A 17,447-nucleotide genomic window follows, 5' to 3' on the forward strand; every position below is an offset into this window, starting at 1 on the left:
ATACTGGTCCACGATGTTTTCTTAAGGCATCCTCTTGTCTTTGGGATGCGCCGAATTGGGAACGTGGATGTGAACGAGCAGGCTCTTCAACTGGCCGAAGCCGGACAACACGATCAAGGAACAACCGATCAAGAAGCGGCGGCGCGCAAGAAACAGCGCCTCCAACGCTGGGGGTTAGTCGGCGCGGCTGCCGCTGTTCTCCTGCTTTCCATCGCGCTGCATGTCATCCACCTGGCCCAGACGCCCGGCTGGGATGGTGACGAGGGCTACAACCTCGATATTGCCTGGAATCTGCTGCATGGCCGTCTGCGCATGTTCGCATTAACCTCCGCATTTGTGCAGCATCCACCGCTTTTTTACCTGGCGCTGGCCGTCGCTATCCGCCTCTTTGGCTACAGCATGCTGACGCTGCGCGCGCTGGCCGTCTTTTACAGCGTGCTGACGACCCTGTTTCTGCTGATCCTGGGGCGGCGCATGTTTGGCCCTGGCCCGGCGCTCTGGGGCGCGCTGGCGTTTACGATTGCCCCGCTGGCCCTGGAGAATACCCGCTGGGGCTATACCTACAGCCAGTTGATGCTGCTGGCGTTCCTGGGCATCTACGCCTGCTGGCGCTACCTGGAGACACGCTCCCGGCGCTGGCTGCTGCTCGCTTCGGCGCTGGGGGCGCTGGCAATCCTCAGCGATTACGAGGGCGCGTTTCTGCCGCTGCTCACCATCCTGGTCGCCTGGCGTGTGCGTCCGCGCCATATTTTCACGGCGGCGGGCATCGGCCTGGGCATACCCCTGTTGACCACGCTGAGTCTGCTGGCGGCGACGCCCGCAACGTTCCTGAGCGATCTGGCTGCCACCGCCGCACGCGCCGGAGGCGGCAGCCCGATTGTGCAGGCGCTCAATATCATCATCAACTTTCAGCATCTGCTCTCGCTGGATGCCTGGGTCATCCTTGGCCTGATCGGCCTCTGGCTGGTCCGCGATGCCCGGCTGCGCGGCCTGATCTTCGCGGCGCTGGCGCTGATGTTGATCGCCGTGCTCAAGGTCCGTGACCTCAACCCCTATTTCCACAGCGGCGTTCCGCTGCTCCCCTGGATTGGCCTGGGGGCGGGCCTCGCCATTGATCGAGGGATTACGACGCTTTATTCCTGGCTGAATGGCTGGTGGGACACGCTGCTTGCCAGGGTATCTCCTGGCCCACGCTGGCTGGCAAAGCTGAAACGCTTCAGCGTAGCCCTGATCCTGTTTCTGGCGCTGATCTCACCGCTGGGCATTACGATTGCCGCCGACGCGGTGGGCGTCGCCAACGGCTTGCATACCCGCATTGACACCAGCCTTGCGAATCATCCCGACGACGCTCAGCGCGCCGCCAGCTATATCCTGGCGCACGCCCAGGCGGGCGATGTGGTGCTTTGTTCGCCACAGGTTGCCTGGCTGCTCGATGATCCAGAAGACAGCAGCGGCCACGAAACAGGTATTCTGGCGACGGAGCCACTGCAAAGCGTCGCCTACAGCGGCCAGGGCATCGCCTTTTATCCAGCGGGCCTGGGAACGGATCGCTTTGCCTTCGACCCTTCAGCCGCTGCCGCGCGCTTTGCTATTGTGGATAATTTCTGGCGCGCCCTGGCTGCGCCCGATCAAGCGCCCCAGGTGAAACCGCTGCTCACGCTGGTCGAAAGCTGGCCTGCTGTCTATCACGTGGGCGAATATACCATCTACGAACAAGGGGCGGCGCAATGAGCAAAGAGCGGTTGGCAGAGCATAGTCAGAGCGAGGCGGCGCTGGCAGAAAAGCCTGTGGTGATGCAGCCAGTTACAGCGCAGCAGCGCCGCCGCGATTGTCTGATTTTGCTCGCGCTGGGGCTGCTGCTGCGCGCGCTCACAGCGGCGCTCTTCGATCAGCCAGGGTATATTGACGCCGCTTATTATTACGATGTAGCGAAAAATATCGCTGTCGGGCATGGCTTCCGCGAGGATTTTATCCTGGTCTACCTCACCCCGGCAGCGAATGTGGTCCATCCCAGCAATCTCTACTGGATGCCGCTGGCCTCGTTGATAATCGTCCCTTTCTTTCTGCTGTTTGGGGTTTCCTGGCATGTCGCCCAGATTCCCAGCGTGCTGCTGAGCGGGTCGCTGCCCTTGCTGGCCTATTGGATCGGCTGGGATTACTTTCACAGCCGCCGCTATGCCATCGGCGCGGCGCTGCTTACCCTGTGCGCTGGCTTCTATTACCCGCTCTATTTCGTCTTCAGCGACAATTTCGGCCTCTATGCGTGGACGGCAGGGCTGGCGCTGCTCTTTTTAGGGCAGGGCGCACAGGGCCGCCCACGCCGCTTCGCTCTGGCTGGCCTCTGGATTGGTCTGGCGCACCTGGCGCGGCCCGACGCTCCGCTGCTGCTGGTAATCGCCCTGCTCCTCTTCGCCGCGACGCGCTATCGCGCCTGGCGGGTGGCCCGCCAGGGTCTCCGACAGAAAGAAACGCTACCGGCGGCGCTCCCCTGGTCTTCCCTGGCGGCGCTGCTGGCCCTCTACCTGCTGATTATGGCGCCCTGGTTCCTGCGCAACCTGATCGTCGCCGGAGCCATTCTGCCACCCGGAGGGGCCGAGACGATCTGGCTCACGACCTATAACGACTTCTTCAGCTATGGGAAAGACGTGTCTTTCCAGAGCTATCTGGCCTGGGGGTGGGACAACATCCTGCTCTCGAAGATTCAGGCACTGGGCCAGAACGCCTTCGCCATCCTGGCGATTCTGGAGTTCGCTCCTGCGCCCTTCGTGGCTATTGGCCTCTGGCGTCTGCGGCGCTCGCTGCAAGCCCTGCCGTTTCTGCTGTATCTGCTCTTGCTCTACCTGGGCCTCTCGCTGGTCTTCACGTTCCCCAGCCTGCGAGGCACCCTGCTGCATTCTTTTGTTCCCTTGCTGCCATTTCTCAGCCTGGGCGCTATCCTGGGCCTGGATACGACCATTGATTGGCTGGCCCGCCTGCGGCCTGGCCCTTTCGCCCGACAGCGAGCGGCAGGACGCCGCCGCGTCTATCTGGCTGCTATGATTTTGCTTTCGGTGGTGCTTTCTATCTTCATCGTTCTTTCTAACGCCTGGACCTGGGACACCACCTATCATACCTATCAGCAGGCTGGCAAGATCATCGCTCGTGACGCCAGCAGCGTCTCTGGCGCGGGTGCTGGCATGAAGAGCGGGCAAAGCGCCTTGCAAGGCGCTTTGCCCGTCGTGATGGTTTCTGATCCACCTGATTATTATTTTGCTACCGGCCAGAACGCCATCGTTCTTCCTGACCAGGGTATGGCCGTTATCCTTCAGGCCGCCGACCGCTATGGCGCTTCGTACCTTCTGCTGGAACCTCTGCACAGCCAGGCACAGGACGCGCTCTGGAGCGGCGCTGAACGCTCGCCGCGCCTTCGGCTGCTCTGGTCAACGCCCACTGCCCATCTCTACCGCATCATCGCCAGCCAGCGCGGCAGCTTCCCATCTTCCTCTGCTCGCCAGGAGACAGAGGGGGCCGAACCAGCCAGCGCCCCCGAAGCACGCCTGGCAATGCCACCTCTGAATGAGCGCAGAAACACTGCCTGAGACGCAGCGACGCTGCTGCATACGGCTCAGGCTCGCCTTCTATGAACAGCGCAACACTTCAGGTGCGCTTTTGCTCTCCTTCGTCGGGCGCTTTCTCTTCAGGCTCCTCGGATTGGCTCTGCTGAGCCAGGGTAATCTGCTGGCGGCCCTGGGTGCGCGGGTTATCTGTTGATTGCTCTGCTGAGTACCCATTGCGAGGAGGGAGCGTGCCATCCGGCGTCGAGAGGGCACGGTTCAGCATGGCCCGCAAGTCACGGCGTCCAGTGACCCCTTCCGTCGAAGGTTCCTGGCCGGATTTACCACCGCCCGCCTCACCCTCACCTTCACCGCCCTGACCCAGCTTGCGCGCCGCGCGATTCTCCTGGGAAACGGCATCGAGCAACTCCTGGCGCACAATCACGACATCGGGCGGCGCATTGATACCCAGCTTCACCCGCTCGCCCTCAACTGCCAGCACATAGACGGTAATCACCCCATTCAGGACAATCGCTTCGCCTACTTTACGACGCAATACGAGCATCCTACACGCTCCCTTCTCTGGCGCCTGCTGCCGAGCCTTCAATTGTCGGCAGGACTGAATGATCCATCACGTACAGCATATATTCTCTCCATCTGGAGACGGCACGCCCGCCACTGGGTTCTCTATCCAGCTTTTTCTCAGGCAGCTTCAACACCGGCCCTACCAGCATCAGAAACCGCAACAGATATGCCAGATACCCCACCACCGGTGCGCAATCGCACATTACAAATCCATTCCCAACAACACTCAACCCTTTTTTTACTTCTATCCACATCAGCCTGATCAGGATGGCCTTTGCACTGACAGGCAAGCCGGGCCGCCTGCAATCTCAGCGGCCTGGCACTTTTCACCCCTCCTCCTCTCTACTAGTAGAAACCTCTGGCGCGCCGGTTTAGTCACAACCAACCAGACTCGTCCTCCATGTCAACTGATGCTTTCCTTAGAGCGCCTCTCAGGTAAGAAGACGCGCAGACTACCTTTCTCGATAGCCTGCGCTCCCTGCATAGTCAGCGCCCCTGGCAGCCCCTTATGCCCGCTCCGATTGCCGCTACCACTTTGCGTTATCTTGGTCTATTTCACCGGGCGCTGAGATTTTTGCGCCGCTCTTCAATTGTTTGTTTTGACATTCAAGCGGAAAGGATTATGTAGATAGTAACTCCCTTTCGTTTTCCTGTCAACAGGGGGTGTCGGAAAATGATGCCGTCATTTGGATACGTTGAACCGGAAATAGATGACATCGCCATCCTGCACGATATATTCTTTACCTTCCAGGCGCAGCAAACCCTTTTCGCGGGCGGCAGCAAACGACCCGCACGCGACCAGATCGCCATAGCGCACCACTTCGGCGCGAATAAAACCGCGCTCAATGTCAGAGTGAATCTTACCCGCCGCCTGGGGGGCTTTCGTGCCGCGCGTAATCGTCCAGGCGCGCACCTCCGGCTCGCCCGCCGTCAAAAACGAGAGCAGATTCAGCAGCCGATAGCCCGCCTGGATGACGCGATCAGCGCCCAGTTTTGGCAGCCCCAGCGCCTCCAGATATTCTGCCGCTTCCTCATCGCTCAGTTCGCTCAATTCGGCCTCCAGACGTGCCGAGACCGCCACTGCCTGCGCCCCCTCGGCTTTCGCGCGCGCGCCTACCTGCGCTACCGAGCGCAAATCATCGCTGTGCTGGCGCGCGGCTTCCTCGGCATCGATCTCCCCATCCGCAATCGCGGCCAGCAGATCAGCGGCAGCTCCCAGCGTTTCTTCGCCCACATTGGCGATATAGAGCTGAGGTTTCATGGTCAGCAGAAACAACTCGCGTATCAGGCTCTCATCTTGCGACGCCAGCGTCACGGCGCGCGCCATCGTGCCTTCATTGAGCGCCGTTTGTAGCTGGCGCAGCGCCTCTAACTCCACCTGATATTTTTTCTCGCCCGATTTTGCCGCCTTGGTGGTGCGCTCGATGCGCCGCTCCAGCGCGGCCAGATCGGTCAGCGCCAGTTCGGTATCCAGTTCGGCCAGATCGCGCCCGGCGTCTACGCCGCCTAGAGGATGCGGCGATTGTGGGCTATCAAAACAGCGCACGACGACGGCCAGCGCATCCGCGTTGCGCAGATGCCCCAGGAACTCGGCGCTTAAGCCTTCGCGCCTGTCCACCTCGCTGGCCTGCCCAATTCCGGCCACATCAACAAACTCCACCGTCGTATGCGTCACCTTCTTGGGCTGAAAGATCTCGGCCAGCACCCCCAGGCGTTCATCGGGTACCTGGACTACGGCCATATTCGCCTGCACCGTACTGGTGGGATACCCACTCACCTGCGCGCCTGCTCTGGTCAGGGCGTTAAAGAGGGAGGTCTTGCCCGATTGGGGCAGGCCAATAATACCAACTGTCAGGGCCATAGGCGCCTGCTCTTTCTTTTATGATTGCTGAGCGCGCTGCTTTTGTCCTCTCTCGAAAAGCAGGGGCATTATAGCACAGAGCGCAGTATTTCTGTCTGGTTCCCACAGGCGCTGGAGTTTCTGCGGGGCGCGTATCCAGGGAATGGGCTAGTGGGCATGCTCGCGGATCAGCGCCATAAACTCGGCGCGGGTCGCCACGTTCTTGAAGACGCCGCGCATCGCGCTTGTCACCACTTTGCTCCCTGGCTTTTTCACGCCGCGCATTTGCATGCAGAGATGATCGCCTTCCAGCACCACACCCACTCCGTTTGGCTCCAGCGTCGTCATCACCGTATCAGCGATCTGCGAGGTCAGGCGCTCCTGAAGCTGCGGGCGGCGAGCCAGAATCTCTACCGCGCGCGCCAGTTTGCTGATGCCCACCACGCGCCCGCGCGGGATATAGCCGACGTGGGCTACGCCATGAAACGGCAAGAAATGGTGTTCACAGACGGTATAGAAAGGAATGTCTTTGACGATAACCATCTCGGAATGGCCCTCGTCAAAGCTTACCTGCAAGACTTCCGCTGGATCGTGCTTCAATCCCGCAAAGAGTTCAGCGTACATCTCCGCGATACGTCGCGGCGTATCGCGCAAGCCCTCGCGGGTGGGGTCTTCGCCAATCGCTTTGAGCATCATCACGACAGCCGTCTTGATCGCCTCTGCATCAACGGATGGCTCGTGATCCCTGACGCCAGGCGCGTTCTCATGTACACGCCCATTGCTCAGGGCTGCTTCATGTGTTTCTGGCACAGCCTCCAATTCCGCTGATGCGCTCAGCATTGACCACTGATCGGGGGACTGGCGCTTTTTGCTGCGCCGCGATACCTCTTTGCTCATAAACACTTTTCGCCTTTTCTCTTCAAGAAATCCATCCTCCCAGCCACCTATCCTTTTCGCGCTGGTTTTCTCATAACCTGAAAGATCATACGACTTTCTGCTACGGCATTCCAGGGTTGCAAGATATTGTAGCAAAAGTTAACTATTCTTCTCAACTATAGATGTGTTGCCCCGCGCTTCGGCAGCGCGTCGAAAGTGCGTTATAATGCGGCAAGAGCGTCTCCTTCAGACAAACATCTCATTCTACAGGCCAAAATCGAGGTTCGTCAGGGGCTATGCCGCATTCCACCACAAGCAACGAAACGCTCCGCCGCCAGGGAGGGACGCGCGAGCGACCAACGGGAGCGAGAATGGCCGAGCCAGGCGAGGCCAAGCGCCCCTTCCCGAAGGGGCTGCGCCTGACTCCCCAGCGTCAAATGATCCTGAACGTGATTGAGCAGGCCCAGGAGCATCTGAGCGCAGAGATTATCTGCCAGCGCGTGCAAGAACGCTATCCGTTTGTCAGCCTCTCAACGGTCTATCGCACTCTGGAACGCTTGAAGACGCTGGGATTGGTGCGCGAGGTCCATCTGTTGGGCGACCATCGCTTTTATGAATCAGCCGACAGCGGCACGCATCATCACCTGCTCTGTCGCGGCTGTGGCGGCGTCCTCCACGCCGATGATGACCTGCTGGCAGGCTTGCGCGAGCGGCTTGAGCAGCACTATCATTTCACCCCGCTTTCGCTGGATTTGATCGCCACCGGCTATTGTGGCGAATGCCAATCACAGGCGCAGAGCGTAGGGAAAGGCTCAGGGGCAAAAAAAGGGTAGGGGCACCGGGACTCGAACCCGGGACACCTCGCTTAAAAGGCGAGTGCTCTGCCGACTGAGCTATGCCCCCACGCCATCCTCTATTATATCACAGTCCGCAAATCAACAAACATCCCTGGCACATGACTTGCCGCTGTCACCACATGTCAGCTGATATACGCAGTGGCCCCATGTTCACCAGGAGGTGCGCTCATGGCATACAATCCTACTCCCAATGACCCCTCGGCGCAGGAAGGCGCCTTCTATCCCGACGAACCTCCAACAAACCGTGCTGACTATCCAACAGATGAGACGCCAACCCGGCAGCGCCCGCGCCCACCACAAAATGTTCCGCCTCCCCAGCCGCCAGGGTATCCCCCCCCTCAGCAGGAAGGCTATCCACCCGCTCAGCCAGGCAGTTATCCGCCTGCCCCACAGGGGTATCCCCAGCAAACGCAGCCAGCAGCAGTTCCTGCTGGCGCGGCAGGAGCCGCCACGTTGCTGGGGTCACAGAAGATCTGGGGCGATCTGGCGCAGCTAGGACAGGCGGCAGGAATCGCAGGGGCGCTGCTGGTGATCTTCTTTTTCCTGCCCTGGTCCTTTACACCCGACATCAGAGCTTCTACCACGCAGATCACCAGCAATTTCCCCACCGTTTCTCATTCAGGGTGGTCAACTGCGGTTGGGATACCTCTCCTGGGCGGCACAGTGCAGTTCACGCTTTTTCCGCACCTGTGGTTGGTGCTGCTCTGCGCTCTGGCGCTGATAGCGACTGCTGCGCTGTTGCGGCTGTACCGGATAGGCGTGCGGCTGGCGGCGATGCTGATTACTGGTCTTTCCCTACTTGCCCTGGTGTTAGAACTGCTTTTTCTGGCCCAGATCAACTCATTCCAGGGAGCCATCAATGCCCTCGCGGGAGGCAATCTCAATCAGACTCTTTATGGGGTTTCGTGGGGGTTCTGGCTCGCGCTGGTTGCCACGATTGTTGCGCTGGGGATCGGAGCCTATATGTTGTATCAAGAATACGCGCCGGGGGCGCGCAGAACGCCGCAAGCGCCGCGATTCCCTGAAGGCCAGCAGCCCCATCCAATGGCGTAGCGTTCGATTATAGGCCGTAGCTCAAGCGCAGCGCCATGCGCGCCGGAAGCCCCGAACGCCAGATTTTGCGCTGGGTCTGCTCCAGCGGATATTCGACGCGATAGAACTCGCAGCCGCGCTCGGTATCATAGACCATGAACGCCGCGCGGGGATCGCCGTCACGCGGCTGCCCCACGCTGCCCGGATTCACGATGGCTCGATAGCCAGGAGGAAGCACCCACTGTCCCTCTCCGGGCGCAAACATCTCACAGGAGGCCACCGATCCCTCGATCAAGGCTTCCTGCTCCGCCGCGAGCTGCTCCAGCGTTTCCAGCCCAAGCAAATCTTCCGGCAGGGGACTTCGACTGGACTGCCTCTCACGTCTTATCCGCTGGGCGGCGCTGCCAACGGGGAGGGCTTGCTCTTCGCGTTGCAGAAAAATGGTGGGGACATGGGTATGGCCCACGATACACAATGGGGTGGAAAAACAGGGGAAGCTCAACGTAGCGATCTCCTCTGTGGTCAGATATTCCCAAACCGGATTGCGCGGACTTCCATGCGCCAGCGTGCAGGCGCCAATCACCCAACGCTCGGCCAGCCCGGCGAGATAGCGCAGATGCTGCTGGGTGAGACGCTCGCGGGTCCAATCGGCAGTGACCTGGGCGCTGTCATTGAAGCGTTCTACCGGAAGCACCCCGGCGACCGCCTGATCATGATTGCCCGCGATGACCACATCGGTATGGGAGCGCACTATATCAACGCAGCCCGCAGGGTCGGGGCCATAGCCCACCAGATCGCCCAGGCACCACAGGCCATCGAACGACAGGCCAGAACGCTGAACAATGCGGGCCAATTCCTGGAGAACGGCTTGCAGAGCTTCTTGATTGGCGTGAATATCTGAGATAATCGCATAGCGCATGCGCAAACCTGCCCCTCTCTCTTCCAAAACACCCAAAGCCACTTGCGGTAGAGGTATCATAGCACAAGGGCTGGTGGAAGGCCAGCCAACTTTTTACAGCGCCCTGCAAGAAGCCCTCCTCGTGGTGCGCCCATACGCTTGATAGGAGGTGTGATAGGACTTGCAGCAGGAAAAATTGACAACAAGTGACTCAAATCGTATACTATCGTCATTAGAAGACTAGAAGCTGCTCCTTCTACCAGCCTGTTTCCAGGCTGGACGCCCAATAGATACTCTTCCAGAAAACCCATGTGCAGGAAACAACTGAATGCCAAAAGTAGTAGGTATTGACCTGGGTACGACCAACTCGGTGGTAGCGATCATGGAAGGCAACACGCCGGTCGTGATCCCTAACGCCGAGGGCAGCCGCACCACGCCATCGGTGGTCGCTTTCAGCAAAGATGGCGAGCGTCTGGTAGGCCAGATCGCCCGGCGGCAGGCAGTCCTGAACCACGACCATACGATCAGTTCGATCAAACGCAAGATGGGGACAAGTGAGGTTGCCTGGGCAGGAGGGCGGCCCTATACGCCCCAGGAAATCTCGGCAATGATCCTGCAAAAGCTCAAAGCCGACGCGGAAACCTACCTGGGTGAGCCTGTCACCAAAGCAGTCATCACCGTACCCGCTTATTTCAATGACGCGCAGCGCCAGGCAACCAAAGATGCTGGCAAAATCGCCGGCCTGGAGGTGCTGCGCATCCTCAATGAGCCGACTGCCGCCAGCCTGGCTTATGGCCTGGAAAACAAAAAGACCGAGACCATTCTAGTCTGGGATCTGGGCGGAGGTACCTTCGATGTCTCCATTCTGGAAGTTGGTGATGGGGTCTTCGAAGTCAAATCCACTAACGGGGACACGCACCTGGGCGGCGATGACTACGATCAGCGCATTGTGGGTTGGATGGTGGAAGAATTTCTCAAAGAGCAGGGTATTAACCTGCGCCGTGATCGGCAGGCGCTGCAACGCTTAGTGGAGGCGGCTGAAAAGGCCAAGATTGAGCTTTCAACCGTCTATCGGACCACCATTAACCTGCCCTTTATTGCGGCTGATGCCAGCGGCCCCAAACACCTGGAAATGACCCTCAGCCGCGCCAGATTTGAGGAGATCACCGCCGATCTGACTGATCGCACAACTGGCCCCTTCCGCGCCGCGCTGGCCGACGCCAGGCTGACCGCGCAGCAGCTTGATGAGGTGGTGCTGGTGGGTGGAGCGACACGTATGCCAGCGATCCACCAGTTGGCGCGCAGGCTAACCGGCAAAGACCCCCATCAGGGCGTCAACCCCGATGAGGTGGTGGCGGTGGGCGCGGCGATCCAGGCAGCAGTGCTGACCGGCGAGGTGGAGGACGTGGTGCTGCTGGATGTGACGCCCCTCAGCCTGGGGGTGGAAACGCAGGGCGGCGTGATGCGCAAACTTATCGAGCGCAACACCACCATTCCCACCCGCAAATCAGAAATCTTCTCGACGGCTGAAGATAATCAGACCTCGGTTGAAGTGCATGTCTTGCAGGGCGAGCGCGATCTGGCGCAGGACAACAAGCCGTTGGGCCGCTTCCATCTCGAAGGAATCCGCCCAGCGCCGCGCGGCGTCCCCAAGATTGAAGTTACCTTTGATATTGACGCGAATGGCATCGTCAGCGTCTCCGCGCGTGACCGCGCCACTGGTTACGAGCAGCGCGTCACTCTGACGGCCAGCACGAACCTGAGCAAAGAAGAGGTAGAGCGGCTGGTGCGCGAGGCTGAACGCTATGCCCAGGAGGACCGCCGCCGCCGCGAAGACGTGCAGCTACGCAATTATGCCGACACGCTCATCTACCAGGTTGAGCGCAGCCTGCATGAGTTGGGTGATCGTTTGCCGACTGCCGTACACAGCGACGTTGAGCAGGCGATTGCCCGTTTGCGTACAACGCAGGCAGGAAACATGTCTGAAAGTATTCGCCAGGCGGCGAAGGACTTGAAAAAGACGGCCCAGCGGATGGGCGAGGCTATCTACAGCACAGGCAACGGTCACATGCCAGCAGGCAAGCCGACTGGTGAACGCGCCAGCCGTCAGAGGCCGAGCCAGGATCATGTTGTTGATGGCGAATTTCGAGAAATCTAATTCGAGGAAAGATCATGGCAGAACAAGAGACTCAGGCAGAAGAAACCGAAAACCAGCCAGGCATAGAGGAACTTCAGGAGCGCGTGGCGCAATTGGAGAGCCAGGTTGCCGAGATGGATACCGCGCTCAACACCTCGCGGCAGGAAGCGGCGAATAACTGGGATAAGTATATTCGCCAGGTTGCCGAGATGGACAACTTTCGCAAGCGCCAGGAGCGTATGCGCGAAGACCGGGTGAAGCGCTATAAGAAAGAGCTGCTGGAGAAAGTGGTTGCCGTGATGGATAACCTGGAGCGCGCCCTGAATTACCAGGATTCCATGAACCGCGAGGGTCTGCAACAGGGTCTGCGCATGGTGCAGTGGCAGCTAAACGAAATCCTGCGCACCGAAGGGCTGACGCCTGTACCCACCGTCGGGCAGCGTTTCGACCCTCATATTCACGAGGCGGTAGAAACCGTTGAAGACAGCGATCAGCCGGAAGGGATGGTCGTCGAGGAGATTCAGAAGGGCTATATGATGGGCGAGGACATGCTCCGTCCTGCCCGTGTCAAAGTCAGCGCCAGCCGCAACGAGGGCTAATCCCTCAGGTCAGCTTACCTTTGGGCTGAGGAAGGCTCACATGGAGTACAAGGACTATTATAAGGTGCTTGGGGTCGAGCGCAAAGCCAGCCAGGATGAGATTAAAAAAGCATTCCGCAAGCTGGCGCGCAGACACCATCCCGATGTCAATCCTGGAGATAAAAAAGCTGAAATGCGCTTCAAAGAAATCAACGAGGCGTATGAAGTCCTCTCTGACCCTGAGAAGCGCCATAAATACGATACGCTTGGCCCCAACTGGCAAGAGCAATTTGGCGCGCCTGCCGGAACCGGACCGTTCGGGCGCACCAGCCGGGGCGGGAGCCGGGGCGGGGGTATCCCGTTTGATTTTGACACGGACCCGACGCATTTCTCCGATTTTTTCGAGACGCTTTTCGGGCGGGCTGGCTCGCGCACCGGGCGTACCTCCACCACCACAACCGCCGATCAACTTCGCCAACGGCAGGGAGATAACATCGAGCAGCCAGTGGAGGTCTCTTTACAGGAAGCGTACAGCGGCGGCGCGCGCAAGTTTGTTGTGCAATCGCCTGAAGTCTGTGGCACGTGCCTGGGCATTGGGGAAGTCAACGGCAAAACCTGCCCGACCTGCCAGGGCCAGGGCCAGACTACCCGCACCAAGCATATCGAGGTGCGCATTCCGCCAGGCGTTGATAACGGCTCCAGAGTGCGTGTAGCCGGAGAAGGGCAGCCGGGCATTGGCGGCGGGCCGCGTGGCGATCTCTTCCTGGTGATTAGCATCCGCCCCGACCCGAACTTTGAGCGAAGGGGCGATGATCTGGTGACAGAAATCCCCGTCGATCTGACTACCGCCATGCTTGGTGGTGAAGCTCCCGTAGCGACGCCGGATGGCAAACGACTTTTATTGACGATCCCGCCAGAGACTCAGAACGGCCAGGAGTTCCGCCTGACCGGCAAGGGTATGCCTAACCTGCGCTCTGGCCTGCGGGGAAACCTCTACGCGCGCGTGCGGGTGATGCTGCCAACCAGATTAACGCCCCACGAGAAAGAACTTTTCGCCGAGCTGGCGCGCGGGCGAGGCGCCAGAAGTTAGGTCGCGCCAGCCCTGGGACCATTGTACCGGAGTATGTCGAAAAGGCCAAATGACGTTACACCAGGCTGCGCAACGAAGAAAGGTTGTACATGGAAGAGAAAGCTGGCGAGGGCGCGTGGTATATCATTAGCGTGGCCGCCCAGAAAGCAAACGTCCATGAACAAACCCTGCGTCACTATGAACGTTTAGGGCTGATTACCCCTGCGCGCAAGGGTTCCAGCCCGCATAGCCCACGTCTGTTCTCTGACCGGGATATAGAGCGCGTTTTGCACATTCGACGGCTGATGCAAGACCTTGGCGTCAATCTGGCCGGTGTGGAAGCGATCCTGCATATGCGTGACCGTATGGAGCAGATGCAGGCCGAGATGGACTTCGAGCTAGGGCGCATGCGCCAGGAGTACGAGAGCGAGACCCGCCGCCTCAAGCAAATTATCGAGCGCCTGCAACGGTAGCCAGCACATGCGTCAAGAACTGGCCGGTGAAAGATTGGCCCATCTGCGCCACATCTTCTGGCGCCCCCTCGGCGATCACCAGACCGCCGCCGTTGCCCCCCTCCGGCCCCAGGTCTATAATCCAGTCGGCGTTCTTGATGACATCCAGGTTATGCTCGATGACCACGACTGAATTGCCGAGATCAACCAGCCGCTGCAAGACATCCAGCAGCCGCGAGACATCAGCAAAGTGCAGGCCGGTGGTTGGTTCATCTAGAATGTAGAGCGTGCGGCCCGTCGCGCGCCGCGACAGTTCCGTTGCCAGCTTGATACGCTGCGCCTCGCCACCAGAGAGCGTGGTGGCGGGCTGGCCTAGATGGATGTAGCCCAGGCCCACGTCGTTCAGAGTTGCCATCTTGTTATAGATCGAGGGGATATGCTCGAAGAAGCGCAGCGCCTCTTCGACAGTCATATCCAGCACTTCCGAGATGGTCTTGCCCTTGTAGTGAATCTCCAGCGTCTCGCGGTTATAGCGCCGCCCCTTGCAGACCTCGCAGGCCACGTATACATCAGGCAGAAACTGCATTTCAATCTGGATGATGCCGCCGCCCTGGCACGCCTCACAGCGCCCGCCCTTGATGTTAAAGGAAAAACGGCCCGCCTGATACCCACGCGCGCGCGCCTCCGGTACCTGGGCGAAGATGTCACGAATCGAGGTGAACGCGCCGGTATAGGTTGCCGGATTGGAGCGCGGTGTCCGGCCAATCGGCGACTGATCAATGTTAATCACCTTATCAAGCTGTTCAATGCCTTCGATGTCGTCATGCGCTCCTGGCTTGTCGTGGGCGCGATAGATATGCTGGGCCAGACGCTTGTACAAAATCTCGTTAATCAACGAGCTTTTGCCCGAGCCAGAGACGCCGGTAATCGCCACAAACTTGCCCAGCGGAACCGTCACATCAATGCGCCGCAGATTATTCTCGCGCGCGCCACGAATCACCAGGTCTTTGCCGTTGCCCTCGCGCCGCTGGCGGGGGGTTTCGATTTGCTTCTGGCCGGAAAGATACTGGCCGGTAATCGAATCAGGGGCCGCCATAATCGTCTTGATGGGTCCAGCCGCGACCACATGCCCGCCATGCTCGCCCGCGCCAGGGCCAATGTCAATAATATAATCGGCTGAGCGCATCATCTCTTCATCATGCTCGACCACCAGCAGCGTATTGCCCAGGTCACGTAAACGCATGAGTGTGCGAATCAGCCGGGCATTGTCGCGCTGGTGCAGGCCGATGCTCGGCTCATCGAGAATATAGAGGACGCCCATCAGGCTTGACCCGATCTGCGTCGCCAGGCGAATACGCTGCGCCTCGCCGCCAGAAAGGGTCGTAGCCGAACGCCAGAGCGTCAGGTAATCCAGGCCCACATCCACCAGGAAGCCGAGCCGTGCCTTGATCTCTTTCAGGATTTGCCGCCCGATGATGCGCTCGCGCTCGGATAACGGCGTTGGATGGGCTGGCAGCCCTTTGCCGTTCCCGTTCGCGCCGTTCTGCCCTGGCTCGCTTTCCTGGCCCAGCGGGGCCGCGCCATCGGCGGCCCCGGCGCGATGTCCATTGCTCCTGCTCTCTTCTCCGGCGCTCCATTTGCTTTGCGCGGCTCGGAGCGCCGCCTCCTGATCGCTGCCCTCCAGTTCCAGAAAGAACTGAAGCGCCTGATTGATCGGTAGCTGGCAGACTTCCACCACGCTATAGCCGCCCACCGTCACCGCCAGCGCGGCAGGCTTCAGCCGCGCCCCCTTGCAGATTGGACAGGGACGGTCAGACATATACTGGCTAATCTCTTCGCGCATTGACTCTGAGGACGATTCGCGGAAGCGCCGCTCCAGATTGGGCATGACACCCTCAAAAACGCGCCGATGCGAACGGCGCTGGCCCTGCCGATTCTCATAGGTGAAGGTCACTTCTTCGCTTGTGCCATGTAGAATCAGCTTGCGGTGTTCGGGGTCCAGCTTCTTCCAGGGCGTATTCAGTTGAAAACCATAGTGCTGCGCCATCGCCTCAAGCTGCGAAGAATACCAGTTGCTGGTGCTGCCGAACTTGCTCCAGGGGAGAATCGCCCCTTCGGCCACACTCAGATTCGGATTGGTGACGACCAGTTCCTCATCCATCTCCTGCTTGGTACCCAGGCCGGTGCATTCGGGACAGGCGCCATGTGGGCTGTTAAAGCTGAAGGTACGCGGCGCAATCTCATCAATGCTGATGCCGCAGTAGACGCAGGCGAACTTCTCAGAGTACAGCCGCTCCTCGCCATCAATCACCGAGACCAGCAGCGTCCCATTCCCCTGCTTGAGCGCCGTCTCCACCGAATCGGCTACCCGCTGGCGGAACGACACATCGCGCTTCGCTCCTGTTCGGCGCGCCGCCGGTGCCGCTTGCTCCGGCTCGTCGGGCGCATCCATCGCTTCAAGCGCCCGCACATCATAGAGGCTGCGGCGCTCGGCCACAAAGCGCAGATTGGATTCCTCGTCGGCGGCTTCTTCGGCGGCATCGCTCGCCCCGCCCTCGTCGCGCTCAGCCGAGGAGGCGTGGCGCACGATCAGGCGATCAACCACAACCTCGATGGTATGCTGTTTGTAGCGGTCCAGTTCAATCTCTTCGTTGACATCCCGGATTTGCCCATTGACGCGCACGCGCACATAGCCGGACTTGCGCAAATCCTCGAACAACTGGCGATATTCGCCTTTGCGGCTGCGCACCAGGGGGGCCAGCAGCATCAGCCGCGTGCCTTCGGGCAGTTCCAGAATGGCGTCCACCATCTGCTGAGGCGTTTGCTGACTGACCTCGCGCCCACAGTTTGGGCAGTGCGGATGCCCCGCCCGCGCATAGAGCAGGCGCAGATAATCATAAATCTCTGTTACGGTGCCGACGGTTGAACGCGGGTTATGCGAGGTGCTTTTCTGGTCAATTGAGATGGCCGGAGACAAGCCATCAATATGATCGACATCTGGCTTTTCCATCTGGCCCACAAAGTTGCGGGCATAGGCCGAAAGCGACTCAAGATAGCGCCGCTGCCCCTCAGCAAAGATCGTATCAAACGCCAGGCTGCTCTTGCCTGAGCCGGAAAGACCTGTAATCACCACCAACTTATCGCGCGGAATCATCACATCAATATTCTTCAAGTTATGCTCGCGCGCCCCGCGCACCATGATATTTTCTTGCGGCATTCCGGCGTACCTCGCTTTGTTGTCTGCTACGCGCCCCTTAAAACGCATCCCTCATTATAGAACAGGTGTGCTACCTCTGTCAAGTCGCATAGGATCATCGAAAAAAGGCCGCGGCGCTTTGGATGGGTTTGCGCTTCGCAGCGGCTTTCTATAGCGGAGCCTTCGTCGTGACAGCCATCCTCTATAATATCCTCTCCTTTTTCTACCGGTCTTTTCATCACTTCTAAACGAACTTAGTGGTCCATCCGGCAAGTCTATGAGATTACCGGGACCAAGGCTACGCCCGGTTGCCGGTGGGGTCGATGCCGCCTTCGACGCCCCCAGTAGAAGGGATGGCGATGTTGGTTCCAGTAGGCCGTCGCCGCTTCTACGG

The 17,447-nt window shown here is 59.6% G+C and carries 13 protein-coding genes, 1 tRNA gene and 1 pseudogene; 8 read left to right on the top strand and 7 right to left on the bottom strand.

From position 1 onward, the window contains the following. Window positions 1–69 precede the first annotated feature (69 nt). Entirely contained in the window at window positions 70–1,731 is a 1,662-nt protein-coding gene (locus VH599_19290; protein ID HEY7350466.1) for a glycosyltransferase family 39 protein, read from the top strand. Further along, window positions 1,728–3,578, top strand: a complete 1,851-nt coding sequence (locus tag VH599_19295) for a glycosyltransferase family 39 protein (GenBank protein HEY7350467.1) — start codon at window positions 1,728–1,730, stop codon at window positions 3,576–3,578. The genes VH599_19290 and VH599_19295 overlap by 4 nt, the downstream gene beginning before the upstream one ends. Before the next feature lie 355 nt (window positions 3,579–3,933). Here VH599_19295 and VH599_19300 read toward each other — a convergent pair. From VH599_19300 to folE, 4 genes and pseudogenes are all read right to left on the bottom strand, one after another. After that, window positions 3,934–4,098 (bottom strand): annotated as a pseudogene (locus VH599_19300) (carbon storage regulator). A 1-nt stretch (window position 4,099) separates the two neighbouring features. Next, complete coding sequence (locus VH599_19305) at window positions 4,100–4,408, bottom strand: hypothetical protein (protein ID HEY7350468.1); 309 nt, start codon at window positions 4,406–4,408, stop codon at window positions 4,100–4,102. A 392-nt stretch (window positions 4,409–4,800) separates the two neighbouring features. Beyond that, window positions 4,801–5,979 (bottom strand): redox-regulated ATPase YchF, encoded by a 1,179-nt coding sequence (ychF, locus tag VH599_19310; GenBank protein ID HEY7350469.1) that lies wholly within the window; start codon window positions 5,977–5,979, stop codon window positions 4,801–4,803. Between the two features lie 147 nt (window positions 5,980–6,126). After that, entirely contained in the window at window positions 6,127–6,855 is a 729-nt protein-coding gene (gene folE, locus VH599_19315; GenBank protein HEY7350470.1) for a GTP cyclohydrolase I FolE, read from the bottom strand. Window positions 6,856–7,130: 275 nt separating this feature from the next. On the opposite strand from folE, the gene VH599_19320 reads away from it, so the two are divergent. Continuing rightward, window positions 7,131–7,667 (top strand): Fur family transcriptional regulator, encoded by a 537-nt coding sequence (locus VH599_19320; protein ID HEY7350471.1) that lies wholly within the window; start codon window positions 7,131–7,133, stop codon window positions 7,665–7,667. Here VH599_19320 and VH599_19325 read toward each other — a convergent pair. Further along, a tRNA-Lys gene (locus VH599_19325) sits at window positions 7,665–7,737 on the bottom strand. The two genes, VH599_19320 and VH599_19325, sit on opposite strands and share 3 nt — an antisense overlap. A 122-nt stretch (window positions 7,738–7,859) precedes the next feature. Between VH599_19325 and VH599_19330 the strand changes: the two genes are divergently transcribed. Then, window positions 7,860–8,744: a hypothetical protein gene (locus VH599_19330; GenBank protein ID HEY7350472.1), complete on the top strand. Its 885-nt coding sequence runs from the start codon at window positions 7,860–7,862 to the stop codon at window positions 8,742–8,744. A gap of 7 nt (window positions 8,745–8,751) precedes the next feature. Here VH599_19330 and VH599_19335 read toward each other — a convergent pair whose 3' ends face one another. After that, a complete protein-coding gene (locus VH599_19335) occupies window positions 8,752–9,642 on the bottom strand; it encodes a metallophosphoesterase family protein (GenBank protein HEY7350473.1) in 891 nt (296 codons plus the stop codon). Between the two features lie 307 nt (window positions 9,643–9,949). Here VH599_19335 and dnaK point away from each other — a divergent pair, with 307 nt between their 5' ends. The 4 genes from dnaK to VH599_19355 all read left to right on the top strand — a co-directional run bounded on the left by dnaK (window position 9,950) and on the right by VH599_19355 (window position 13,878). Then, the gene (gene dnaK, locus VH599_19340; protein ID HEY7350474.1) at window positions 9,950–11,779 is read left to right on the top strand and encodes a molecular chaperone DnaK; all 1,830 of its coding nucleotides are present in this window, start codon (window positions 9,950–9,952) and stop codon (window positions 11,777–11,779) included. A gap of 14 nt (window positions 11,780–11,793) precedes the next feature. Further along, the gene (locus VH599_19345; GenBank protein HEY7350475.1) at window positions 11,794–12,357 is read left to right on the top strand and encodes a nucleotide exchange factor GrpE; all 564 of its coding nucleotides are present in this window, start codon (window positions 11,794–11,796) and stop codon (window positions 12,355–12,357) included. A gap of 40 nt (window positions 12,358–12,397) precedes the next feature. After that, window positions 12,398–13,426, top strand: a complete 1,029-nt coding sequence (locus VH599_19350) for a J domain-containing protein (protein ID HEY7350476.1) — start codon at window positions 12,398–12,400, stop codon at window positions 13,424–13,426. A gap of 89 nt (window positions 13,427–13,515) precedes the next feature. Then, on the top strand, window positions 13,516–13,878 hold the full coding sequence (locus tag VH599_19355) for a MerR family transcriptional regulator (GenBank protein ID HEY7350477.1): 363 nt from the start codon (window positions 13,516–13,518) through the stop codon (window positions 13,876–13,878). Here VH599_19355 and uvrA read toward each other — a convergent pair. Beyond that, the gene (gene uvrA / locus VH599_19360; GenBank protein ID HEY7350478.1) at window positions 13,856–17,074 is read right to left on the bottom strand and encodes an excinuclease ABC subunit UvrA; all 3,219 of its coding nucleotides are present in this window, start codon (window positions 17,072–17,074) and stop codon (window positions 13,856–13,858) included. The genes VH599_19355 and uvrA overlap by 23 nt on opposite strands. Between the last annotated feature and the right edge of the window lie 373 nt (window positions 17,075–17,447).

It is taken from the genome of Ktedonobacterales bacterium (genome assembly GCA_036557285.1).
GTDB lineage: Bacteria > Chloroflexota > Ktedonobacteria > Ktedonobacterales > DATBGS01 > DATBHW01.